Origin of the sequence: Pseudonocardia oceani (genome assembly GCF_019263585.2) — a bacterium.
GTDB lineage: Bacteria > Actinomycetota > Actinomycetes > Mycobacteriales > Pseudonocardiaceae > Pseudonocardia > Pseudonocardia oceani.
On sequence record NZ_JADQDF010000001.1, the window covers coordinates 6,275,053 to 6,297,302 of the forward strand.

The 22,250-nt window shown below is 74.9% G+C and carries 24 protein-coding genes; 15 read left to right on the top strand and 9 right to left on the bottom strand.

The features are described from left to right. Nucleotides 1–48 precede the first annotated feature (48 nt). Nucleotides 49–1,578 (top strand): FAD-dependent oxidoreductase, encoded by a 1,530-nt coding sequence (locus I4I82_RS31460; protein ID WP_226370359.1) that lies wholly within the window; start codon nt 49–51, stop codon nt 1,576–1,578. A gap of 31 nt (nt 1,579–1,609) precedes the next feature. After that, nucleotides 1,610–3,199, top strand: a complete 1,590-nt coding sequence (locus tag I4I82_RS31465) for a bifunctional 3'-5' exonuclease/DNA polymerase (protein ID WP_218596329.1) — start codon at nt 1,610–1,612, stop codon at nt 3,197–3,199. A 4-nt stretch (nt 3,200–3,203) separates the two neighbouring features. On the opposite strand, the gene I4I82_RS31470 is transcribed toward I4I82_RS31465, so the two are convergent. Then, entirely contained in the window at nt 3,204–4,115 is a 912-nt protein-coding gene (locus I4I82_RS31470; RefSeq protein ID WP_218596330.1) for an SGNH/GDSL hydrolase family protein, read from the bottom strand. Nucleotides 4,116–4,216: 101 nt separating this feature from the next. Here I4I82_RS31470 and I4I82_RS31475 point away from each other — a divergent pair, with 101 nt between their 5' ends. Continuing rightward, nucleotides 4,217–5,374: a cobalamin-independent methionine synthase II family protein gene (locus I4I82_RS31475; protein WP_218594161.1), complete on the top strand. Its 1,158-nt coding sequence runs from the start codon at nt 4,217–4,219 to the stop codon at nt 5,372–5,374. A 16-nt stretch (nt 5,375–5,390) separates the two neighbouring features. On the opposite strand, the gene I4I82_RS31480 is transcribed toward I4I82_RS31475, so the two are convergent. Then, complete coding sequence (locus I4I82_RS31480) at nt 5,391–6,617, bottom strand: alpha/beta fold hydrolase (protein WP_218594162.1); 1,227 nt, start codon at nt 6,615–6,617, stop codon at nt 5,391–5,393. Nucleotides 6,618–6,648: 31 nt separating this feature from the next. Here I4I82_RS31480 and I4I82_RS31485 point away from each other — a divergent pair, with 31 nt between their 5' ends. The 3 genes from I4I82_RS31485 (at nt 6,649) to I4I82_RS31495 (ending at nt 8,918) form a co-directional block, all read left to right on the top strand. Further along, on the top strand, nt 6,649–7,104 hold the full coding sequence (locus I4I82_RS31485) for a pyridoxamine 5'-phosphate oxidase family protein (RefSeq protein ID WP_218594163.1): 456 nt from the start codon (nt 6,649–6,651) through the stop codon (nt 7,102–7,104). 2 nt (nt 7,105–7,106) lie between these two features. Beyond that, nucleotides 7,107–8,003, top strand: a complete 897-nt coding sequence (locus tag I4I82_RS31490; protein ID WP_218594164.1) for a beta-keto acid cleavage family enzyme — start codon at nt 7,107–7,109, stop codon at nt 8,001–8,003. 528 nt (nt 8,004–8,531) lie between these two features. Further along, entirely contained in the window at nt 8,532–8,918 is a 387-nt protein-coding gene (locus I4I82_RS31495; RefSeq protein ID WP_218596331.1) for a cupin domain-containing protein, read from the top strand. Between the two features lie 3 nt (nt 8,919–8,921). On the opposite strand, the gene I4I82_RS31500 is transcribed toward I4I82_RS31495, so the two are convergent. The 4 genes from I4I82_RS31500 to I4I82_RS31515 are packed head-to-tail and all read right to left on the bottom strand — an operon-like array spanning nt 8,922 to nt 12,049. Beyond that, complete coding sequence (locus tag I4I82_RS31500) at nt 8,922–9,497, bottom strand: Fic/DOC family protein (protein ID WP_218593368.1); 576 nt, start codon at nt 9,495–9,497, stop codon at nt 8,922–8,924. Continuing rightward, entirely contained in the window at nt 9,494–9,817 is a 324-nt protein-coding gene (locus tag I4I82_RS31505; protein ID WP_218593367.1) for an antitoxin VbhA family protein, read from the bottom strand. The genes I4I82_RS31500 and I4I82_RS31505 overlap by 4 nt, the downstream gene beginning before the upstream one ends. A 46-nt stretch (nt 9,818–9,863) precedes the next feature. Further along, entirely contained in the window at nt 9,864–10,871 is a 1,008-nt protein-coding gene (locus I4I82_RS31510) for an acyl-CoA dehydrogenase family protein (RefSeq protein WP_218593366.1), read from the bottom strand. After that, nucleotides 10,871–12,049, bottom strand: a complete 1,179-nt coding sequence (locus tag I4I82_RS31515; protein ID WP_218593365.1) for an acyl-CoA dehydrogenase family protein — start codon at nt 12,047–12,049, stop codon at nt 10,871–10,873. The genes I4I82_RS31510 and I4I82_RS31515 overlap by 1 nt, the downstream gene beginning before the upstream one ends. Before the next feature lie 77 nt (nt 12,050–12,126). Here I4I82_RS31515 and I4I82_RS31520 point away from each other — a divergent pair, with 77 nt between their 5' ends. Genes I4I82_RS31520 through I4I82_RS31545 form a run of 6 tightly spaced genes read left to right on the top strand, consistent with a single transcriptional unit; the run spans nt 12,127 to nt 16,640 of the window. Then, nucleotides 12,127–13,599, top strand: coding sequence for an NAD-dependent succinate-semialdehyde dehydrogenase (locus I4I82_RS31520; protein WP_218593364.1), 1,473 nt, complete (start codon nt 12,127–12,129; stop codon nt 13,597–13,599). Between the two features lie 44 nt (nt 13,600–13,643). Next, nucleotides 13,644–14,003 carry a VOC family protein gene (locus I4I82_RS31525; protein ID WP_218593363.1) on the top strand — a complete coding sequence of 120 codons (360 nt, stop codon included), beginning with the start codon at nt 13,644–13,646 and terminating at the stop codon, nt 14,001–14,003. A gap of 54 nt (nt 14,004–14,057) precedes the next feature. After that, nucleotides 14,058–14,780 carry an energy-coupling factor ABC transporter permease gene (locus tag I4I82_RS31530; RefSeq protein ID WP_218593362.1) on the top strand — a complete coding sequence of 241 codons (723 nt, stop codon included), beginning with the start codon at nt 14,058–14,060 and terminating at the stop codon, nt 14,778–14,780. Beyond that, a complete protein-coding gene (locus tag I4I82_RS31535; RefSeq protein WP_218593361.1) occupies nt 14,777–15,118 on the top strand; it encodes a PDGLE domain-containing protein in 342 nt (113 codons plus the stop codon). The genes I4I82_RS31530 and I4I82_RS31535 overlap by 4 nt, the downstream gene beginning before the upstream one ends. Then, nucleotides 15,118–15,882: a cobalt ECF transporter T component CbiQ gene (cbiQ, locus tag I4I82_RS31540; RefSeq protein ID WP_218593360.1), complete on the top strand. Its 765-nt coding sequence runs from the start codon at nt 15,118–15,120 to the stop codon at nt 15,880–15,882. Before I4I82_RS31535 ends, cbiQ begins: the two co-directional genes overlap by 1 nt. After that, nucleotides 15,879–16,640, top strand: coding sequence for an energy-coupling factor ABC transporter ATP-binding protein (locus I4I82_RS31545; RefSeq protein WP_226370360.1), 762 nt, complete (start codon nt 15,879–15,881; stop codon nt 16,638–16,640). Before cbiQ ends, I4I82_RS31545 begins: the two co-directional genes overlap by 4 nt. A gap of 9 nt (nt 16,641–16,649) precedes the next feature. Here the strand turns inward: I4I82_RS31545 and I4I82_RS31550 are convergent, their stop codons facing one another. From I4I82_RS31550 to I4I82_RS31560, 3 genes are read right to left on the bottom strand one after another with little or no spacing between them, the layout of a single operon-like run. Then, nucleotides 16,650–18,002 carry an SPFH domain-containing protein gene (locus I4I82_RS31550; RefSeq protein ID WP_218596332.1) on the bottom strand — a complete coding sequence of 451 codons (1,353 nt, stop codon included), beginning with the start codon at nt 18,000–18,002 and terminating at the stop codon, nt 16,650–16,652. 33 nt (nt 18,003–18,035) lie between these two features. Further along, the gene (locus I4I82_RS31555) at nt 18,036–18,470 is read right to left on the bottom strand and encodes an NfeD family protein (protein ID WP_218594708.1); all 435 of its coding nucleotides are present in this window, start codon (nt 18,468–18,470) and stop codon (nt 18,036–18,038) included. A gap of 44 nt (nt 18,471–18,514) precedes the next feature. After that, the gene (locus I4I82_RS31560; protein WP_218594707.1) at nt 18,515–19,339 is read right to left on the bottom strand and encodes a DUF3097 family protein; all 825 of its coding nucleotides are present in this window, start codon (nt 19,337–19,339) and stop codon (nt 18,515–18,517) included. Between the two features lie 141 nt (nt 19,340–19,480). Between I4I82_RS31560 and I4I82_RS31565 the strand changes: the two genes are divergently transcribed. The 3 genes from I4I82_RS31565 to I4I82_RS31575 all read left to right on the top strand — a co-directional run bounded on the left by I4I82_RS31565 (nt 19,481) and on the right by I4I82_RS31575 (nt 22,250). Then, nucleotides 19,481–20,278, top strand: coding sequence for an Rv1486c family protein (locus tag I4I82_RS31565; protein ID WP_218596333.1), 798 nt, complete (start codon nt 19,481–19,483; stop codon nt 20,276–20,278). A 203-nt stretch (nt 20,279–20,481) separates the two neighbouring features. Continuing rightward, on the top strand, nt 20,482–21,453 hold the full coding sequence (locus tag I4I82_RS31570) for an RNA polymerase subunit sigma-70 (RefSeq protein WP_218596334.1): 972 nt from the start codon (nt 20,482–20,484) through the stop codon (nt 21,451–21,453). Nucleotides 21,454–21,455: 2 nt separating this feature from the next. Beyond that, the gene (locus I4I82_RS31575; protein ID WP_218594838.1) at nt 21,456–22,250 is read left to right on the top strand and encodes a GyrI-like domain-containing protein; all 795 of its coding nucleotides are present in this window, start codon (nt 21,456–21,458) and stop codon (nt 22,248–22,250) included.

Genomic DNA, 22,250 nt, shown 5'->3' on the forward strand with positions numbered 1-22,250 from the left:
GGCCGTCGTCCGCGGGCGGCTGTCGGGGGGCCCGCATAGGGTCGAGGGGTGAACGAACTGCTCTCCCGCGCCGCCCCCCTGCGCATGCGCCCCCGCGTCCTGGTGCCGGCCGACCCGCGCCGTCCCCGCGGGGCCCCCGTGGGCACCGAGGCCGTCGTCGTCGGCGGCGGGATCGCCGGGATCAGCGCCGCCGTCGTGCTCGCCGAGCGGGGCGTCGCCGTCACGGTGGTGGAGGCCGCCGACACCCTCGGCGGGCGCCTGGGCGCCTGGCCGCACACGCTGCCCGACGGCACGAAGCAGGTCGTCGAGCACGGGTTCCACGCGTTCTTCCGGCACTACTACACGTGGCGGTCGATGCTGCGGCGCGTCGACCCGCAGCTGTCGTTCCTGCGCCCGGTCGGCGGCTACCCCGTGATCTCGCGCGAGTGGCCCGCGGAGGACCTCACGGGCCTGCCCGGCTCGCCCCCGCTCAACCTCGTCGCGCTGTTCGCCCGCTCCCCCAGCCTGGGCGTGCGCGACCTGCTGGGCTCGAACCGGTCGCTGGCCGCGCAGCTGCTGGCCTACGACCGCGCCCGCACCACCGCCCGGTTCGACGACACACCGGCCGCGGAGTTCCTCGCGTCCCTGGGGATGTCCGACCGCGCGCAGGCGATGCTGTTCGAGGCGTTCGCCCGCTCGTTCTTCGCCGACCCGGGCGCGCTCTCGGCCGCCGAGCTGATCGCGATGTTCCACTACTACTTCCTCGGCAACCCCGAGGGCATCGGCTTCGACTCCCCCGACACCGACCACCTCACGTGCATCTGGGCCCCGTTCCGGGCGTACCTGGAGTCGCTGGGCGCGGAGGTGCTCACCGGCAGCCGGGTCAGTGCGATCACCCCGGTCGACGGGCACCTCTGGCAGGTCGAGATCGACGCCGCACCCTCGCTGCGCACCCGCCACCTCGTTCTGGCCACCGACCCGGGCGCCCTGCGCGACCTGGTCGCCGGCTCCCCCGACACGCGCGTCGCCGCGCCGAAGCTGGCCCGCAAGGCCTCGGCCATCGAGGTCGCGCCGCCGTTCGCGGTCACGCGGCTGTGGCTCGACCGCGACGTCGCCGCGGAGCGGGCCACGTTCAACGCGGTCAGCCGGCAGCCCACGCTCGACTCGGTCACGATCTACTCGCGGCTGGAGCGCCCGTCGGCGGAGTGGGCGGCCCGCACCGGCGGGTCGATCATCGAGCTGCACTCCTACGCCTGCGACGCCCCCGACGCCGACACCGCCACCGCCCGGATGCGGGCCGAGCTGGCCGCGCTGTGGCCGGAGACCGCGGACGCGCAGGTCGTGCACCTGCAACAGCGCATGGAGGCCACCGCCCCCACGTGGCCGCCGGGCGGCGCGGGCACCCGGCCCGCCGTCACCGGCGACGCGCGCGGCATCCGGATCGCGGGCGACCACGTCGACTCGCCGTTCCTCACCGGGCTCATGGAGCGCGCGTCGGTCACCGGAGTGCTCGCGGCCAACGACATCCTCGACGAGGTCGGCGCCGGGCCGGAGGAGATCCTCGGGGTCCCGCAGCGCGGGTTGCTGGCGCGGCGATGACCTCCCCCGGGACGCCGACGACCTCCCCGGGATGAGGATCGCGCTCGACCCCGGACCGCGGGAGAGTCCGGTGCGGGTGCGGCGCCTGGCCGACGACGGCACACCGCTGGCCGGGACCGAGGTGCTGCCCGGCCTCGGCGCCGTCGCCGATCTGGAGCGCGAGCACGCCCCGCGCTGGGTGTTCGCCCGCCCGCGCAGCTACAGACGGCTGCTCGCGGCGGGCGTGCGGGTCGGGCGGGCGCACGATGTCGAGCTGGTGGAAGGGCTGCTCGTCGCGGCGGCCGGGCGGTCCGGGGAGCCGCACGGGCTCGCCGCGGCGGCGGCCCGCCTCGCCGGTCGGACACCCGAGCCCGACCCCCCGCTCGACGCCGACGGGGACGAGGCCTCTCCCGGGCTGTTCGACACCGGGCCCGCCCACGACGAGCTCGCCGACCTCGTCGCCGTGCACGCGGCGCAGGTCCGGGCGCTCACCGATCCGCGGATGCGGCTGCTCGCCGCCGCGGAGTCCGCCGGCGCGCTGGTCGCCGAGGAGATGACCGCGCACGGGCTGCCGTGGAGCGCCGCCGCGCACGACGCGCTGCTCACCGACCTGCTGGGCCCGCGCCCGGTCCTCGGCGGGCGCCCGCCGGTGCTGGCCACGCTCGCCGCGGAGGTCGACGCCGCGTTCGGGCGCCCGGTCAACCCCGACTCCCCCGCCGAGCTGCTGCGCGCCTTCGCGCGCGCCGGCCACGAGCTCACCACCACCCGGGCGTGGGAGCTGCGCCACGTCGCGCACCCCGCCGTCGCGCCGCTGCTGGCCTACAAGGAGCTCGCGCGGCTGCACGCGGCGCACGGCTGGAGCTGGCTGGCCACCTGGGTGCGCGACGGGCGGTTCCGGCCCGAGTACGTCGTCGGCGGGGTCGTCACGGGGCGGTGGGCCACCCGAGGCGGGGGTGCGCTGCAGATCCCCCGGACCCTGCGCGGCGCGGTGCGCGCCGACCCCGGGTGGCGGCTCGTCGTCGCCGACGCGGCGCAGCTGGAGCCGCGGGTGCTCGCGGCGCTGTCGGGCGACCACGCGCTGGCCCCCGACGCCGACGACCTCTACGCCGCGCTGGCGGCCCGCGAGTTCGGCGGCGACCGCGGCCAGGCCAAGCTCGCGCTGCTCTCGGCGATGTACGGGGCGAGCGCGGGGCAGGCGGGCGAGCTCGTCGCGCGGCTGCGGCGGCGCTACCCGGCCGGGATGGGCTACGTCGACGGCGCCGCCCGCGACGGCGAGGCCGGGCGGCTGGTGCACTCGCACCTGGGCCGCACCTGCCCGCCGGCCCGCCCCGGCGACGAGGAGCCCGGCCGGGCCCGCGCCCGCGGCCGCTTCACCCGCAACTTCGTCGTGCAGGCCACCGCGGCGGAGTGGGCGCTGGTGCTGCTCGCCGAGCTGCGCCTGCTGCTGCGCGGCGGCCCGGCCGAGCTGGTGTTCTTCCAGCACGACGAGGTGCTGCTGCACTGCCCCGCCGAGGTCGCGCCCGACGTCGTCGACGCGGTCGCCACGGCCGCCGACACCGCCCGGCGCCGCCTGTTCGGCGACACCCCGGTCCGCTTCCCGCTCACCGCCCGGGTCGTGGGGTCCTACGACGAGCCGGCGTGAGCGCTCAGTCCTGCGCGGCGGTCAGCACGTCCTGCGCCATCGACAGCATGCCCAGGGCGTTGGGGTGCACCGGGGCGGCGGGGGCGGTCGGGGCCAGGCCCTCGATCCACTTCGTGCCCGGCAGGGTGCAGACGTCGTGGCCGATGAACCGGTCGTAGGTGTCGACGTAGGCGACCCCCGCCGCGTCGGCCTGCTCGGCCAGCATCGCGTTGAGCGCCTTCTCCGTCTCGCGCAGGAAGGCCACGTCGCCCGGACTGAACGGCACGACGGGGAAGCAGCCGGCGCCCTCGTCGGGCAGGATCGCCGGGTAGCCGACGACGAACACCTCGGCCTGCGGGGCGCGCTCGCTGATCGCCTCGAGCGCGGCGGCCACCTCGGGCGCGGTCTCGTCGATCCGCTCCTGGAGCTGGTCCTCGCCGTCGGGACCGGTGAAGAAGTCGCGGCAGGCGGCGCCCAGCGGCGCGCGGGGCGAGCGCACGGCGCACTCGGAGATGATCGTCGCGAACCCGATGTCGTTGCCGCCGATGGAGAGCGTGACGCCGGTGGTGCCCTCGACCAGGGCGTCGAGCTGCGCCGGGTTGGTGCCCGCCGAGGTGGCCTGCGGGGCGAGGAGGTCCTCGGTGGTGGCGCCGCTGCAGCTGACGTCGCGGAAGTCCGGGACGCGGCCGGTCGCGGCCACCAGCGACGGGTAGTTGCGGTTGGAGCGCAGGCAGCCCGCGGGCGTGCCCTTCTGCTGCGGAATGTGCGGGCCGGCCGCGTAGGAGTCGCCCAGCGCCACGTAGGCGTCGAACAGCGGGGCCGACGCGAACGGGCTCTCGGCCGGAGCGGCGCCCGCCGGCGTCGCCAGGACGACGCCGAGCGCGAGGACCGTGCCGGGCAGCAGGAGCTTGGCGATCCGGACGGGGCGCAGGCGCATCACACGGAGTCGAACGACCGGCGACCGTCCCGGTTACGCGTTCCCCCCTCACGAACGGGGGCCTGTCGCCGCGGCCGCCGCGCTCCTAGCGTCCCGGGACCATGCAGCGCAGCAGCGACCGGATCCTCACCACCCACGTCGGCAGCCTCGCCCGGCCCCGTGACCTGCTCGAGGTCATGCGGGAGAAGGAGCACGGCCGCCCCTACGACGCCGACGGGTACAGCGAGCGCGTGACGACCGCCGTCGCGGAGGTGGTGGACCGGCAGGTCGACGCGGGCATCGACGTCGTCACCGACGGGGAGATGGGCAAGGTCAGCTTCCTGACCTACGTCAAGGACCGGCTCTCCGGGTTCGCCGCCGACTCCGGCGAGAAGCTGATGCCGCCGTCGTGGCAGGTGGAGATCGACGCGTTCCCCGAGTACTACGCCGGCTACCTCGGCAAGTACACCGAGCAGGTCAGCCCGATGACGACGATGGTCTGCACCGGCCCGGTCACCTACGTCGGCCAGGAGCAGCTGCAGACCGACATCGCCAACCTGCGCGCCGCCGTCGAGGGGCAGCAGGTCGTCGAGGCGTTCCTGCCCTCCACCAGCCCCAGCGGCTTCGGGCGCAACGAGCACTACGGCTCGCACGGGGAGTACCTGGAGGCCGTGGCCGAGGCGCTGCGTGAGGAGTACCTCGGGATCGTCGACGCCGGGTTCCTCCTGCAGATCGACGACCCGTGGCTGATCGAGTACCTGTCGGAGAACCCGGAGACCACGCCCGGGCAGCGCCGCGCCGACGCCGAGCAGCACGTCGAGATCCTCTCCCACGCCCTGCGCGGCATCCCGCGCGAGAAGATCCGCCTGCACACCTGCTACGGCCTCAACCACGGCCCGCGCGTGCACGACATCGACCTGCGCGACGTCGCCCCGCTGATGCTCAGGATCCCGGCCGGGGCGTACTCGTTCGAGGTCGCCAACCCGCGACACCAGCACGAGTGGAAGATCTGGCGCGACATCCCGCTGGAGGACGGCCAGATCCTCGTCCCCGGCCTGCTCGGCCACGCCACCAACTACGTCGAGCACCCGGAGCTGATCGCCGACCAGATCGAGCAGTACGCCGGGATCGTCGGGCGCGAGAACGTCATCGCCGGGGCCGACTGCGGCTTCTCCTCCCGCGCCAGCTTCTCCCCCGAGGTCCACCCGACCGTCGTGTGGGAGAAGTTCCGGGCGCTCGCCGATGGGGCGCGGATCGCGTCGGCGCGTCTCTGGCCGTGACCGTCCTGCAGGCGCGTCAGCGGCGGCCGCGGACCAGGTCGAGCAGGTGGTCCAGGACCGCGGCGCCGTCGGCGCGCAGGGCGTTGTGCTCGTACTCGCTGGTGACCCACGGGCGCAGGCCGCGGACCTGTGCCGCGGTCTCCAGCGAGAAGGCGCTCTCGACGTAGAGGTCCTCGACGTACACCGCGGCGGCCGCGGGCACCTCGTTGCCGCCGAGCACCGCGGCGTCGTAGAGGCGGGGCCAGGGGTGCGCGGCCAGCAGCTCCGCCACCTCGGCGAACGGCCGCAGTGCGCCGAGCTCGTCGAACATCCACCGGTAGACGTGCTCACCGGTGAGCAGCGCCCGGTCCTCGGCGTACTCCGGCGGCATCGTGCGCTGCGCCGACCAGCCCGTGACGTGGCCGTCGGAGTAGCTCGACTCGTGCAGCACCGCGTAGACCGGGTTCCGCGCGAAGCCGATGGTCTCGGCGTCGTGGGCGAAGGCCGGGGAGTGCGGGTCGAGCTCGAGGAGCGCGTGCAGGAGCTCGGGTCCCTCGCTGCGGCCCAGCAGGTTGCCGGCCTGGCGCAGACGGGCGAGCGAGAGGCGGTCGCCCGAGGCCAGGACCGGGGCGGCGTCGACGGCGGCGAGGAACCGGTCGCGGTCCTCGGGGTAGCGCGCCCAGTAGCGGCGGTTGCGCTCCAGCACGCGGGCGTAGGTGGCGGCGTAGACCTCGTCGGGGTGGCGCCCGATCGGCGGCAGCCCGCCGGTGAACAGCGCCTCGCGCAGCCCCTCGGGCCGCTGCGAGAGGTAGGCGAGCGTGCAGAACCCGCCGAAGCTCTGCCCGAGCACCGTCCACGGCGGGCTCCCCAGGTGCGCGCGCAGCGCCTCCGCGTCGGCGACGATCGCGTCGGCGCGGAAGTGCACGAGGTACGCGGCCTGCTCGGCCGGGGTGCGCCCGGCGAGCGTGGCCGGGCCGACGGGCGTCGAGCGGCCGGTGCCGCGCTGGTCGAGCATGAGGACGCGGAAGTCGGCCAGCGCGCGGTCGAGCCAACCCGGGGCCGACGGCCGCCGCGTCGGGCGGGGCGCCTCGAACCCCGGCCCGCCCTGCAGGAACAGCAGGAAGGGGCGGTCCTGGCCGTCGGGGTCGGCGACCTCGCGGGCGAACACGGTGATCTGCTCGCCGCCCGGTGCGGTGTGGTCCAGCGGCACGCGGACCTCGTGCTCGGTCACGACCAGGCCGGGGCTCCGCCTCACGATCGACATGCCCCGATGATGGCAGCTAGCGTCACCGATCATGAAGGAGCAGAAGCGGTCCCGGAAGATCGCCATGACGTCCGAGGAGGTCGACACCTTCCTCGCCGAGCAGCGCACGGTCCGCGTCGCCACCAACGGCACGAACGGTCCGCACGCCACCCCGCTCTGGTACGTCTGGCACGGCGGCGCGATGTGGCTGACGTCGCTCTCGCGCAGCCAGCGCTGGGCCGACCTGCAGTCCGACCCGCGGATCGCCGCCGTCGTCGACGCCGGGGAGGACTACAGGGAGCTGCGCGGCGTCGAGATCCGCGGCCGGGTGCATGTCGTGGGCGAGGTGCCGCGCACCGGGGAACCGGTGCCCGAGCTGGAGGGCCCCGAGCAGGCGTTCGCCGACCGCTACTCCGGCGGCACGATGCACCACGACGGTCGCCACGCCTGGCTCGAGCTCGTGCCCGAGAAGATCACGAGCTGGGACTTCCGCAAGATCGGCGGCTGAGCGTGCCGGCTGGTCGCTCGCCGGTCGTCATCGAGCTGGCGGTCAACGGCTCGACCCCGCGCAGCGCCAACCCGCACGTCCCGCGCACGCCCGACGAGATCACCGCCGACGCGCTGCACGGCCTCGGCCACGGCGCGGCGATCGTGCACAACCACAACGACGAGCCGATGTTCACCGCCGACGGCGTGCACGCGGTGGAGCCCTACCTGCAGGCCTGGGAGCCCGTGCTGGCCCGGCACCCCGACGCGCTGCTCTACCCGACGATGTCGGCCGGCGCCCGCGGCATCCCGGTCGAGCGCCGGTGGGCGCACTGCGCGGAGCTGGCCCGCCGCGGCTGGGGCGGGTTCGCGCTGGTCGACCCGGGGTCGGTGAACGTCGGGATGACCGCCGACGGCACCTTCCCGGCCGGCGCGGCCGACGGCGCGTACCAGAACACCTACGCCGACACCGTCACGATGTTCGACCTGTGCGCCCGCTACCGGGCCGCGCCGAGCATCTCGGTGTTCGAGCCCGGTTTCCTGCGCACCGCGCTGGCGCTGCACCGCGCGGGCCGGGTGCCGCCCGGGGCGCTGGTGAAGCTGTACTTCGGCGGTGACCTGCAGTTCGGCCTGCCGCCCACCGAGGCCGGCCTCGCCGCGTACCTGGAGCTGCTGGAACCGTCGGGCCTGCCGTGGTCGGTGGCGGTGCTCGGGGGCGACGTCGTCGGCTGCGGGCTGGCGGAGCGCGCGATCCGCCTCGGCGGCCACGTGCGCGTCGGCCTGGAGGACCACGCCGGCCCCCGCCGCCCGACCAACGCCGAGCTGCTGGCCGAGGTGGTGGAGCTGGTGGAGCGGCTGGGTAGGCGCCCGGCCGACAGCGCGGAGGCCCGCACGCTGTTCGGCATCCTGCCGCGGGGGTGAACCGCGTTCCGCGGAACGCGAACGCGTCCCGGCTGACCCGCGTTCCGCGGAACGCGACAGCTGCACGGGGCCGAACCGCGTGCCGCGGAACGCGATCGCGCGGACGTCGGTGCGAGCCGGGCCGGGTCGCGCGCCCGGGGTCGTGCCCGCACACCCGGACCGGTTCCCGCGCGCCGAACCTGCTCCCGCGAGCCCCCGGGGGCGCGCGGGAGCTTGGAACGCGCGCGGGAACCGGGAACGCACGCGGGACCGCCCACGCCGAGCCGTCGATCGCGTTCCGCGGAACGCTGTCATCACGGGCAGTGCATTCCGCGGAACACGATCGCCGTCGCGGGCGGAGGTGGTGTGCGCGCCGGCGCGGGCGCCCGTCCCGGGGCTCCCGCGCCCCGAACCAGCTCCCGCGAGCCCTCGGAGGCGCGCGGGAGCTCGGAACGCACGCGGCAACCGGAAACGCGCGCGGGAGGACCCCCGCCGCCCACCGAGCGCCCCCGCCGCGGTTCGACCGCCCACCGGCGGGCATCCGGGGCCGTGGACCACAACGCGATCGTGCTGCACCAGGACGACGTCGACCCGGACTCGTGGGACGACCCCGTCCGCGGCACGCTCGCCTTCCGCACCCTGCTCGGCGGGGCGGCCACACCGACCGGGCGGCTCACGGCGGGCGTCGCGCAGCTGCCGCCGGGTGGGTGGCTGGGTCTGCACGCCCACGACCAGGCGGAGGTCTACCACGTGCTGGAGGGGGAGCTGCTGCTCCGGCTCGACGACTCCGAGCACCGGCTCCGGCCCGGCTCGGTGGTGTTCCTCCCGGGCGGGACGCCGCACGGCGTCACGAACACCGGTGACGCCGCGGCGCGGCTGTTCTACGTGCTGGCGGCCGGCTCGTTCGAGGAGGTCGAGTACCGGTTCGGCGAGTGAGGCTCAGCGGTCGACGAGGGCGTCGAGCATCGCCCGCAGCGGGGCGGTGTCGCCGTCGACGTGCGCGGCCCGGCAGGCCGCGGCGTTCTCCGCCGGATCCATCGCCACCCAGCGGACGGGGTGGCCGGCGGTGCGGGCGAGCTGGCCGAGGAAGGCGCGCTGGGTGCGGCCGTTGCCCTCGCGGAACGGGTGCAGGCCGTTGATCCCACCCAGCAGCCAGGCGAGGGCGTCGACGAAGGTGTCGCGGTCGAGGCCCTGCAGGCAGTGGTGGCGGGCGAGCTGGACGAACAGCCGCTCCCCCGCCGACGGCAGCTCCTGCGGTGAGCAGAACGGCGCGCCCTTGCCGATGGCGACCGTGCGCAGCTCGCCCGCCCAGTCGTAGACGTCGCCGAAGAGGTGGCGGTGGAAGGCGCGCAGGTGGGCGAGGTCGTAGTGCCCGGCGAGGTCGGTCCCCGCCAGGTCGACGAGGCGGGTGCCCGATAGCTCGGCCTCGACCTGGGCCAGTTCGGACCGGTCGGTGATGGCGAGGCGGTTGCGCAGGACTCCGGAGTCGAGATCGAGGTAGGGGTCCCAGGTCACGGGCGGTAGCGGGCGAGGATCTGCTCGCGCATCTCATCGGTGGTGAGCGTGCCGGCAGCCACCGCGGCGAACAGGCGCAGACCGTCGGCACTGGGCTCCAGCCCCTCCGCCCGCACCGACGCCAACGCCTCGGCGACGGCCTCGCGCCGCTCCGCGCGGTCGCGCAGGTGCTGGTAGTGCGACACCGACATGACGACGGCCTCGGGCTTGCGGTGCGCCCCGACGAACACGGGCTCCGCATCGGGCTCCTGCACGCGCTTCAGCGTGGCCGCCAGCCCGGCGCGGAACTCGCGGAACGACAGCACCTGGGGCAGCAGCATGGCCGGAGCGTACCCGGATGCGTACGCATTCCCCAGAGCCCGCTCGTCACGGCGTCCCGGTCACCGTCGGCCACAGCGCGTCGGCCCCCGCCGCGAGGACCGTGGCACCCAGCTCGGCCTGCCACTGCGCATCGGAGCCGTCCTCGTCGCGCCACGCCCACAGCCGCGTCGTGAGCAGCCGCAGGTCGTGCTCGCGGGTGAAGCCGATGGCCCCGTGCACCTGGTGCGCGACGCGCGCGACCTCTCCCGCGGCCTCGCCGGTGCGCGCCTTCGCGGCCGCCACGGCGAACGCGGTGGCCGGGTCGCCGAACCCGGTGCGGTCGGCCTCGGCCGCCGCCGCGGACGCCGCCGCCCCGGCCGCCGCCACCTCCGCCGCGGCCAGCGCGAGCTGCTGCTGCACGGCCTGGAACTTCCCGATCGGCCGCCCGAACTGCACCCGCTCCCCCGCGTACTGCACCGTCCGCGCGACGGCACCGCGCGCGGCCCCGGCGAGCAGCTGCGCCCTCCCGAGCGCGGCGCGCAGCCGCAGCTCGGCGGCCGCACCCGGCTGCGCGGGGGCGACGGTCGCGCCGGTGACGTCGACGACGACCCGGTCGCGCGGCTCCTCCGCGAGGTTCGTGCCCTCGGTGACCGTGAGCCCGTCGACGGGCAGCAGCACCACCTGCGACGCCGTGAGCACGACGACCGCACCCGCCCCGCGCGCCCACGGGACGCGCACCAGCTCGCCGCGGACGGCCGTGCCCTCGACCGCGAGGTCGGCGGCCACCGCCGTGAGCGGGCCGTCGGGCACCGCGATGCCGTGGGAGGCGAGCAGCCACCCGGCCAGCAGGTCGGTCTCGACGAGCGGCACGCGCGCGGCGTGCGCGCCTGCGGCCTGCAGCACCTCGGCGGAGTCGGCGAAGGACGCCTCGCTGCCCCCGGCGGACTCGGGCAGCGTGAGCCGCGCGAGGCCGGTCTCGTCGAGGGCCTTCCACAGCGCGGCGTCGAACCCGGTGCCGCTCGTCGCGCTCCCGACCAGGACGGACTCGGCCAGCTCGAGGATCTCCGACGACATCAGCGCATCCCCATCCCGCGCGCGACGATGCCGCGCAGCACCTCGTTGGTCCCGCCCCGCAGCGTGAAGCCGGGGGCGTGCAGCACGGCGTCGGCGAGCAGCCGGGCGAACCCGGACTCCGCACCCGGGTCGGGTGGCACCGCCACCAGCGTGCGCGCCGCGTCGACGATCTCGTTCTCGAACCGCGTGCCCAGGTCCTTGACGACGGCGGCCGCCAGCTCCGGCGCCTCCCCCGACTCCAGCGACCCGGCCACGGCCAGCGACATCCGCCGCAGCGTCCACAGCCGAGCGACGAGCCGGCCGACCTCGCGCTCGGTGCCCGACGTACCGGCCAGCTCGCCGAGCATCGCCGTGAGCAGCGGGAACGTCGAGAGGAACCGCTCGGGCCCGCTGCGCTCGAACGCCAGCTCGCCGGTGACCTGCGCCCAGCCGCCGCCCAGCTCGCCCAGCACCTGGCTGTCGGGGATGAAGACGCGGTCGAACACCACCTCGTTGAAGTGGTGCGCGCCGGTGAGCAGCGGGATCGGGCGGATCTGCACGCCCGGAGAGTCGAGCTCGACGATGAACTGCGAGAGCCCGGCGTGCCGGCTCGTGTCGTCCTTCGGGGCGGACCGCGCGAGGGCGAAGAACGCGTGCGCGTGGTGCGCGCCCGACGTCCAGACCTTGGTGCCGGTGAGCTCCCAGCCGCCGTCGACCTGCACGGCCTTGGTGCGCACCGCGGCCAGGTCGGACCCGGCGTCGGGCTCGCTCATCCCGATGCCGAAGTAGCACTCCCCCGCCGCGATCCGCGGGAGGTAGCGCTGCCGCTGCTCCTCGGTGCCGAAGCGCATGAGCGTCGGCCCGATCTGGCGGTCGGCGACCCAGTGCGCGGCCACCGGGGCGCCCGCGGCGAGCAGCTCCTCGGTGACGACGTACCGGTCGAGCGCGGTGGCGCCGTGGCCGCCGTACTCGACGGGGATCGTCATGCCCAGCCAGCCGCGCCGGCCCAGCTCCTTCGTGAAGCGCTCGTCCCAGCCCGAGAGCCAGACGTCGGCGCGCGGGGTCCAGGCGCCCGCCGCGCGCTCCTCGGCCAGGAACTCGCGCACCTGCGCCCGCAGCGCGGCGGCGCGGGGTGGCAGCTCGGTGGGCGGTGGGACCAGTACCGGCAACCGGTTCAACGTGGACGTCACGGACCCCATCCTGCGCCATCGGTCCGGCGGACGGCACCCGGAACCGGGGGCTGCGTCCCCCGGACCCGGGTGGCAGCATCGCGGCCATGACGAATCCGACCGACGAAGCCCGGGTCCTCGACGCCGTCCCCACCGGACTGTTCATCGGCGGGTCCTGGCGTCCGGCCGCCTCCGGCGCCACCCTCGCCGTCGACGACCCGGCCACCGGCACGACGCTGGTCGAGGTCGCCGACGCCGGTCCCGAGGACGGCATGGAGGCCCTCGCCGCGGCGGCCGCGGCCCAGTCGTCGTTCGCCGCGATGGCTCCGCGGGCGCGCGGGGAGATCCTGCGCCGCGCCTACGAGCTGCTCATGGAGCGCATCGACGACCTCGCGCTGCTGATGACCATGGAGATGGGCAAGCCGCTGGCGGAGTCCAAGGGCGAGATCACCTACGCCGCGGAGTTCTTCCGCTGGTTCTCCGAGGAGGCCGTGCGCATCGACGGCGGCTACGCGATCGCCCCCGCGGGCACCAGCCGGTTCATGGTCATGAAGCAGCCGGTCGGCGTCTGCCTGCTCATCACGCCCTGGAACTTCCCGATGGCGATGGGCACCCGCAAGATCGGCCCGGCGATCGCGGCCGGTTGCGCGATGGTGATCAAGCCCTCGGAGCTGACGCCGCTGTCGATGCACGCCCTCGCCGCGATCCTGGTCGAGGCCGGCCTGCCCGACGGAGTGCTCAACGTCGTCACCACCTCGAACGCCGGCGCCGTCATGGAGCCGCTGATCCGCGACGGGCGCGCGCGCAAGCTGTCGTTCACCGGGTCGACGGCGGTGGGCAAGAAGCTGCTGGAGCAGGCCTCGGACAAGGTGCTGCGCACGTCGATGGAGCTCGGCGGCAACGCCCCGCTGATCGTGTTCGACGACGCCGACCTGGACAAGGCCGTCGAGGGCGCGATGGCCGCCAAGATGCGCAACATGGGCGAGGCCTGCACCGCGGCCAACCGCTTCCTGGTGCACCGCTCCGTCGCCGACGCCTTCGCCGACAAGCTCGCCGCGCGGATGGAGGCCCTCGTCGTCGGGCGCGGCACCGAGGAGGGCGTGCAGGTGGGCCCGCTGGTGAACGCGAAGAGCCGCGAGAAGGTCGTCACGCTCGTGCAGGACGCCCTCGACAAGGGGGCGTCGGTGAAGATCGGGGCCGAGCCGGGCGACGGGCCGGGCCACTTCTACCCGCCGACGGTGCTCACCGGCGTGCCGCTGGAGGCCCGTCTGAGCCACGAGGAGATCTTCGGCCCGGTCGCGGCGATCACCGTGTTCGATGAAGAGGACGAGGCCGTCGCGGCGGCCAACGACACCGAGTTCGGGCTGGTCAGCTACCTGTTCACGGAGAACCTGACGCGCGCGCTGCGGGTCAGCGAGCGGCTCGAGGCGGGCATGATCGGCCTCAACACCGGCCTCGTGTCCAACCCGGCGGCCCCGTTCGGCGGGATCAAGGAGTCGGGCCTGGGCCGCGAGGGCGGCAGCGTGGGCATCGACGAGTTCCTGGAGACCAAGTACGTGGGCATCGCCTTCGGGGGCTGACGCCCGACAGATGAGTTCCCGGGGCCCGGCCGGTCGGAACCGGCATGAGCATCGACCACGTCCTGTCCGTCCTGCCGGTCTCCGACATCGCGGTCTCCCGCGCCTGGTACGAGCGGCTGTTCGGCCGCGCGCCCGACAACACCCCCATGCCGCCGCTCGCGGAGTGGCGCCTCACCGAGGGCGGCTGGGTGCAGGTCTGGGTCGACGCCGAGCGCGCCGGGCGCGGCCTGCTCAACCTGGCCGTCGACGACCTCCCGGCCCACGTCGAGGGCCTGCGCGCCGCCGGCCTGCAGCCCGGGGAGATCCAGGAGGTGAGCAACGGCGTCACGCTCTCGGCCCTCACCGACCCCGACGGCAACACCCTCACGCTCATCGGGTCGTTCCACGTCGCGTACCCGTCCTGACCATTAGTCGCACACCTTTTGCGGCTGCGCACAGCTCGCGCTTAGTGTGGCCGGATGGTTCTCGCCATGCACATGAGCGACGGGCTCGTCAGTCCGCCGACGGCCCTGCTGTTCGGGGTCGTCGCCGCGATCGGCCTGGCCGTCGCCGCCACCCGCGCCCGGCGCGACCTCGACGACCGCACCGCGCCGATGGCGGGCCTGGTCACGGCGTTCGTCTTCGCCGTCCAGATGATCAACTTCCCGATCCTGCCCGGCGCCTCGGGCCACCTGCTCGGCGGCGCGCTGGTCGCGATCCTGGTCGGGCCGTGGGTCGGGTCGATGTGCATCGCGATCGTGCTGGTCGTGCAGGCGGTCCTGTTCGCCGACGGCGGCCTCACCGCGCTCGGCACCAACATCACCAACATGGCCCTGGTCGGCGTGTTCGTCGGCTACGGCGTCGCGGTCGCGCTGCGCCGCTTCGCCGTCCGGGGCCGCGGCGGACTCGTGGCCGCGTCCTTCGTCGCGGCGCTGGTCAACACCGTCGTCGCCTCGCTGGCCTTCGTGCTCGAGTACGCCATCGGCGGCGCGGGGGGCGCCTCGCTGGGCGCCGTGTTCGCCCTGATGAGCGGCCTGCACGTGCTGATCGGGATCGGCGAGGGCGTGATCACCGCGGCCACCGTGGGAGCCGTCGCGGCGGTCCGGCCCGACCTCGTGCACCTGCTTCGGACCTCGCGCCCGGCGCCGGCCGTGCGCGTCCGCACCCCGGACACCCGCACCGCCGAGGGGACCCCGTCGTGACCGCCCCGTCGCGCAGCGCGGCCCGCTTCTACGTGGGCTTCCTCGTCGTCGCGCTGCTCGTCGCGGGCGGGCTGTCGTACTTCGCCAGCTCCGACCCCGACGGCCTCGACAGCGTCACGCTCTCGGGCTGCACCCTCGACCAGGCCGGCGAGCCGGTCGCGGGCACCTGCATCGCGCAGAACGCCGACGAGCACCAGCTCTCGGACAGCCCGCTGGCCGACTACGCCGTCGGCGGCGGCGAGGGCACCGTCGGCCTGGCCGGGATCATCGGCGTGATCGTCACGCTGGCCGTCGCGGGCGGGCTGTTCTGGCTGCTGCGCAAGCGCAGTCCCCACTAGTGGGGGCCGGGCACTCCCACCCGCTGTACCTGGCCCGCACGTCGCCGGTGCACCGGCTGCCGGCGGAGGTCAAGATCGTCGCGGCGTTCCTGGGCGTCGTGTGCGTGGTGATCACCCCGCGCGAGGCGTTCGCGGTGTTCGGCGGGTACCTGGTGCTGCTGGCCGTCGTGTGGGCCGTCGCGCGCATCCCGGCGGGCTGGATCGCCGCGCGCTCGCTGATCGAGGCGCCGTTCCTGGTGCTCGCCGTGCTGCTGCCGTTCACCGAGGCGGGCCCGTTCGTCGAGGTCCTCGGGCTCACGCTGTCGGAGCCGGGGCTGCTCGGGGCGTGGAACATCGTCGTCAAGGGCACGCTGGGCGTGCTGACGTCGCTGACGCTCGCCGCCACCACGCCGCTGCGCGACCTGCTGCTCGGGCTCCAGCGGTTGCGCGCGCCGTCGCTGGTCGTCACGATCGCGACCCTCATGCTCCGCTACGTCGACGTCATCGCCGGGGAGGCCCGCCGTATGCGCCTGGCCCGCATCTCCCGCGGACACGACCCCCGCTTCCTGTGGCAGGCCGGCGCGACCGCGCGCGGGGTCGGCGCCCTGTTCATCCGCTCCTACGAGCGCGGCGAGCGCGTGCACCTGGCGATGCTCTCGCGCGGCTGGGCGGGCGAGATGCCCCGCCTCACCGACGCCGTGACGACCCGGCGGCACTGGCTGCTGGGCCTGTCCCCCGTCGTCGTCGCCGCCGCGCTGGCCACCACCGGGCTGCTGACGGCGTGACGACCCCCGCCGTGACGAACCCCGACGTGACGACCTCGCTGGCCGTGTCCGCGCTCGCCTTCGCCTACCCCGACGGCCACCAGGCCCTGCACGGCGTCGACCTGCGCATCGAGCGCGGCGAGCGGGTCGCGCTGCTCGGGCCCAACGGCGCCGGCAAGACCACGCTCGTGCTGCACCTCAACGGCATCCTCACCGCCGGGCACGGCGCCGTCGCCGTGGGCGGGCTGCCCGTCGTCAAGGAGAACCTGCGCGAGGTGCGCCGCCGCGTGGGCATCGTCTTCCAGGACCCCGACGACCAGCTGTTCATGCCGACGGTCGCCGAGGACGTCGCATTCGGCCCGGCCAACTTCGGCGTCACCGGTGCCGCGCTGGCCGCCCGGGTGCGCACCGCGCTGGAGCGCGTCGGGATGGCCGAGCACGCCGACCGCTCCCCGCTGCACCTCTCGGGCGGGCAGCGCCGCCGGGTCGCACTGGCCACCGTGCTGGCCTGCGAGCCCGAGATCCTCGTGCTCGACGAGCCGTCGTCCAACCTGGACCCGACGGCCCGCCGCGAGCTGGCCGAGGTGCTGCTCGACCTCGACGTCACGATGCTGATGGTCACCCACGACCTGCCCTACGCCCTGCAGCTGTGCCCGCGCAGCGTGGTCCTCGACGACGGCGAGGTCGTGGCCGACGGGCCCACCCGCGAGCTGCTCGCCGATCCCGACCTGCTCTCCCGCCACCGCCTCGAGCTGCCGTTCGGGTTCAGCCTGGCGTAGGGCGGTCCCTCACGCCGGCGGCGGCGAGGGGTAGCCCGGCTTCTCCGTCTGCGGGATGCCGCGGGGCGGCGTGGGCACCGAGCTCTCGTGCTCCTCCCCGCTGTGCGAGCCGCCGCCGGAGGAGCCGCTGTGCGAGCCGCCGTTGGTCGGCGCCGACGGGGGGATCTGAGCGGGCGGGGGCAGGTGCGGCGGGATCTCCTGCTGCTCGGCCGGCCGCGGCGCGGGCGTCGGTACCACGGGCGACACCGAGCCCAGCGCGGGCACCTCGCGCCGCGCCTCGGCCTCCGCGTCGGCGACGACCTTGGCGATCTCGGGGTTGGTGGAGGTGTCGAACCAGTGCTTCATCGACTCCTCGTCGTCCTGGGGACGCCCCGCCCGCGCGGTGTCCTCGACCTCCGACGGGGTGAACCGGAAGACGCCGTCCTCACCGGGCGCGCCCAGCATCCGGGTGAAGCCCTCCAGGGCCTTGCCGAAGTCGGTGGGCACCATCCAGACCTTGTTGGCCCCGCCCTGCGCCATCTCCGGCAGCGTCTCCAGGTACTTGTAGGCGAGCAGCTCCGGGGTCGGGCGCCCGGCCTTGATCGCGGCGAACACCTTCTCGATCGCCGCCGCCTCGCCCTGGGCCTCCAGGTACTTGGCGGCCCGCTCACCCTGCGCGCGCAGGATCGCCGACTGGCGCTCCGCCTCGGCCTCCATGATCGCGGCCTGCTTGGCGCCCTCGGCCATGAGGATCTGGCTCTGCTTCTGGCCCTCCGCGCTGCGGATCGCCGACTCCCGCTGGCCCTCGGCCGTGAGGATCATCGCCCGCTTCTCGCGGTCGGCCTTCATCTGCCGCTCCATCGACTCCTGGATGGACGCGGGCGGGTCGATCGCCTTGATCTCGACGCGGCCGACACGGATGCCCCAGCGGCCGGTGGCGTCGTCGAGCTCGCCGCGCAGCACGGTGTTGATCTCGTCGCGCGAGGTCAGCGTGCCCTCGAGGCTCATGCCACCGACGACGTTGCGCAGCGTGGTGGTCGTGATCTGCTCGACGCCGAGGATGTAGTCGGAGATCTCGTAGAGCGCGGCCTTGGGGTCGGTGACGGTGTAGTACACGACGGTGTCGATGTTGACCGTCAGGTTGTCCTGGGTGATCACGGGCTGGGGCGGGAACGAGACGACCTGCTCACGCAGGTCGATGCGCTCGCGCACCTTGTCGACGAAGGGCACCAGGAACACGAGGCCGGGGTCGGCCGTGCCCTTGAAACGCCCGAGGCGCTCGATGACCGCGGCCGTGGCCTGCGGGATGATCTGCACCGCCTTGATGACTGAAACGACGACGAGTGCCAGGAACAGCAGCCCGACGATCAACAGGGGATCCATGTCCGCCCTCTCATCGCCCCGGCAGGGGGCGGATTAGTCGCGCGCCACCACCACTGCGGTGGCGCCGGTGATCTCGACGACCAGCACGGAGCGGCCCTCGTCGATCACGTCGTCCTCGTGCACCGGCCGTGCCGACCACACCTCGCCGCCGATCTTGACGCGGCCGCCGTTACCGTCGACCCGGGCGACGACGACCGCCTCCCGGCCCTCGAGCGCGCGGTGGTGCATCCGCCCGTCCTCGATCTGGTGCTCCAGCCGGCGCCGCAGGGCCGGGCGCACCGCGAAGACCAGCAGCGGGGCCACGACCACGAACGCGACGATGCCCGCGACCGGGCCGCCGACCAGGAACGTCACGCCGGCCGCGGCCAGTGCTCCGCCGCCCAGCATCAGGAGCACGAACTCCCCGGACAACACCTCGGCCGCGATCAGCGCAAGGCCCACGACGAGCCAGATCAGGGCCGGGGTCATGCCCTTCATCCTGCCAGAACCGGCCGTGCGTTGATGATCCGTGATCAGCCCGTCACGAAATCGATGAGCTCCTCCACGGCCCCGATGAGCGGGGTCTCCAGGTCGCGGAAGTCCTTCACCGCACCCAGCACGCGGCGGGCGCCGTCGGCCGGCTCGCCCCAGCGCAGGGCGTCGCACACGCCGGTCTTCCAGTCGGTCCCGCGCGGGATCGTCGGCCACGCCCGGATGCCGACGACCGAGGGCTTGACGGCCTCCCACACGTCGACGTAGGGGTGGCCGGTGACGAGCACGTGCGGGCCGGCGACGGAGTGCGCCGCGCGGGTCTCCTTCGAGCCGGTGACGAGGTGGTCGACCAGGATGCCCAGACGCCGCTGAGGGCCCGGGGAGAAGTCGGCGACGGCCGCGGCGAGGTCGTCCATGCCGTGCATCGGCTCGACGACCACCCCCTCGACGCGCAGGTCGTGCCCCCAGACGGTCTCGACGAGCGCCGCGTCGTGGATGCCCTCCACCCAGATGCGCGCCGCCCGCGCGGTCCGCGCGCGGTGGTTCGTGACCGCGACCGAGCCCGACGCGGAGCGCCGCGGCGCCGCCGGGGCGGCCCTCGGCACGACGAGCGTCGACGTCACGCCCTCGACGAGGAACGCGGCGGGCCGCAGCGGGAACACCCGACGCCTGCCGTGGCGGTCCTCCAGCGTCACCTCGCGGACGTTGACGCCGACCACGGCGCCGCAGAACCCGGCGCCCCCACCTGTCGGCTCGGTCTCGACGACGAGCCCCGGCTCGGCGGGGACGTCGGGGACCGCGCGCCGGACGATGGTGCGCGTGCCGTCGGAGCCGAACGCGCCGCGGTAGTCATGGCTTCGCGTCATGGCCGCCAGTTGTACCGGCGCGGCCCGACGCGCGGACGTTCCGACACGCGCCCGTCCGGTGACCTGCAGTGACCGAACGTGGTGACGGTCACCCGTGCGGCGGGCGTGCGGCACGACCGGGTGGCTCGCTAGCCTGGCCCCGTGCCCAGTCCTTCCGCGACCTTCACCGTGTGGACGTCGGCCTGGTTGGCCGGCGCCGCGGCACCCGACGACGTCCTCGACGCGCTCGGGCCGTGGGCGCTCGCCCACGACGTGCAGGCCGCCGACGAGGCCACCGCCGCGGCCACCGCGCTGCCCCCGCCCGGCCGTCCCGTGTCGTCGCTCGCGTTCCTGCTCGCCACCCTGCGCCGCACCTCTCCCCGCGGCCCGGCCCGGCTCGTGCTGCCCGCCCCGGGCGACGTCCGCGGCCTGCCCGGCCCCGGCGTGTTCAGCCGCGAGGCCACCGCCGCGGGCGAGGGCGTGCTGTTCGCCGACGCCGGGCTGGGCGTCGTGCCCACGACCGTCGCCGAGAACGTGCTGCGCTGGACCGTCTACCCGGTGCCCGAGCCCGGCCCGCCCGTCGAGTACGTGGCCCTCAACCAGGCCGAGCGCGACCTGCGCGAGCAGGTCCGGCAGTCGGCCTCAGTGCTCACCTCGCTCGGCGTGGCCCGCCACCGCCCCGGTGTGCGCGAGGAGATCGCCGCCGCCCTGCGCGCCCGCCCCGAGACCCTGTGGCCGGTCGGCATGCCCGGCCAGGCCCTGCGGGTGCTGCAGCACGCCGACGAGGTGGAGGCGATCCTCTCCGCCGCGCAGGTCGACGAGCCCGGCGGCGCCCTGTCCGCCTCGGCCGCCGAGGCCCGGCGGGAGGCGCTGCGGCCGATCGAGACCGCCGTCCGCGTGGCCCGGAGGGCGGCCGTGGCGGAGGCGGTGCGGGTGCTGGCGGCGAGTCCGCTGGTGTGATCGCTGCCCACCGCACCTCACGGTCGTGCGGGCAGCGCTGACGTGCGGCGCGCAGCGATCACGGGCGCGGTGATCACCGGGACCGCACCGCTACGGCCCTCCGCACGACCGTGACGTCACCCTCCCGCCGATCGCGGCCGCGTCCACGGTCACCGGGACGGCCCGACCGATGACTTTCCGCTCCCCCGCACGTCGTAGCAGTCATGGACGACGAGGGGCAGTACACCGCGCTCGTCGAACGCCACCGCCGGGAGCTGCAGGTGCACTGCTACCGGATGCTGGGGTCGTTCGACGAGTCGCAGGACGCGGTGCAGGAGACGTTCCTGCGCGCCTGGCGGTCGCGGGCCACCGCGCGCGACGAGGACGACGGGGGCCACCGCCGCGCCTGGCTCTACCGCATCGCCACCACCACCTGCCTCGACATGATCGGGAAGCGGCGGGCGGGCGGGGCGGGGGGCACGTCGGAGGTCGCGTGGCTGCAGCCCTACCCCGACGCCCTGCTGGAGTTCCCCGACCCCCAGGACGGGCCCGACGCCGTCACCGTCGCGCGGGAGACGATCGAGCTGGCGTTCCTGGCCGCCCTCCAGCACCTGCCGCCGCGCCAGCGGGCCGTGCTCCTGCTGCGCGACGTCCTGGGCTGGCGGGCCGCCGAGACCGCGCGCGTGCTCGACGTGTCGGTGGCCGCGGCCAACAGCGCGCTGCAGCGCGCCCGGGCCACGATGCGCGAGCACCTGCCCGAGCGCCGGGCGGAGTGGCCCGCTCCGACCGAGGGCGAACGCGCCCTGCTCCAGCGCTGGAAGGACGCCAACGAGCGCAGCGACCTCGACGCGCTGGCGGCGATGCTCGCCGAGCACGCGCGGCAGACGATGCCGCCGGCGCCGGTCGTCACCGAGGGCCGCGACGACATCCGCGCCCTCTGGGCCGAGGTCTTCGAGGGCCCGCAGGCGTGGGGCGAGTGGCGGTGCGTACCGGTCGAGGTCAACCGGCAGCTCGCGCTCGCGGCCTACCTGCGCCCGACCCGGGAGATCGAGCTCGACGACGTCCACGTCGTGCCCGGCCCGCACTTCGACGCCTGCGCCCTCGACGTCCTGCGCATCGAGGACGGTCTCGTCACCGAGGTCACCACGTTCGGGCCCGAGGTGTTCGCCTCGCTGGGCCTGCCCGCGCGGCTCTGACCGTGGACCTGCCCTTCCTGCGCGGGCCGCTGCCCGCGGCGTTCCGGCGGCGCACCGTGGTCGTCGACCCCGGTGACTCCCGCCCCTACGACGGCGACGAGTGGCGCGACGAGCTCGTCGTCGTCGAGCAGGGGCACCTCGACCTCGAGTGCCGGGCCGGCGGTGTCCGCAGCTTCCCGACCGGTGCCATCGTGTGCCTGGACCACCTCGCCCTGCGCTCCCTGCACAACCGGGGCACCGACCCCACCGTCCTGATCGCCGTCTCCCGACGACCCGACCACCGGAGGAGAACCGTGGAACCCCGCATCGTCGAGCAGCCCGATCGCCCCTACCTCGGCATCACCCGCCGCTGCACCCCGACCACCATGAACGAGGTCGCCGACCGCATCCCGGTGGTCATCGGGCACCTGCTCTCGCGCGGCGGCGAGATCACCGGCGCGCCGTTCCTGCGCTACCTCGAGATCGACACGACCGCCGCCGACGGCACCGTGGCGCTGGAGGTGGAGGCGTGCGTGCCGACCGACGACGTCGGACTCGTCGACGACGAGGTCGAGGCGGGCGCGCTCCCGGCCGGTCGCTACGTCGTGCTGCTGCACCGCGGCCACCCCGACGGGCTGATCGAGGGCACCGAGCGCACGCTGGCCTGGGGCGACGCGCAGGGACTGAGCTGGGACCGGACGGTCGACGGCGGCGTCGAGCACTGGAACGCCCGCACCGAGCACTTCCTCACCGACCCACGCGAACAGCCCGACCTGGAGCAGTGGGAGACCGAGCTGGCGATCCGCCTGGCCGACTGA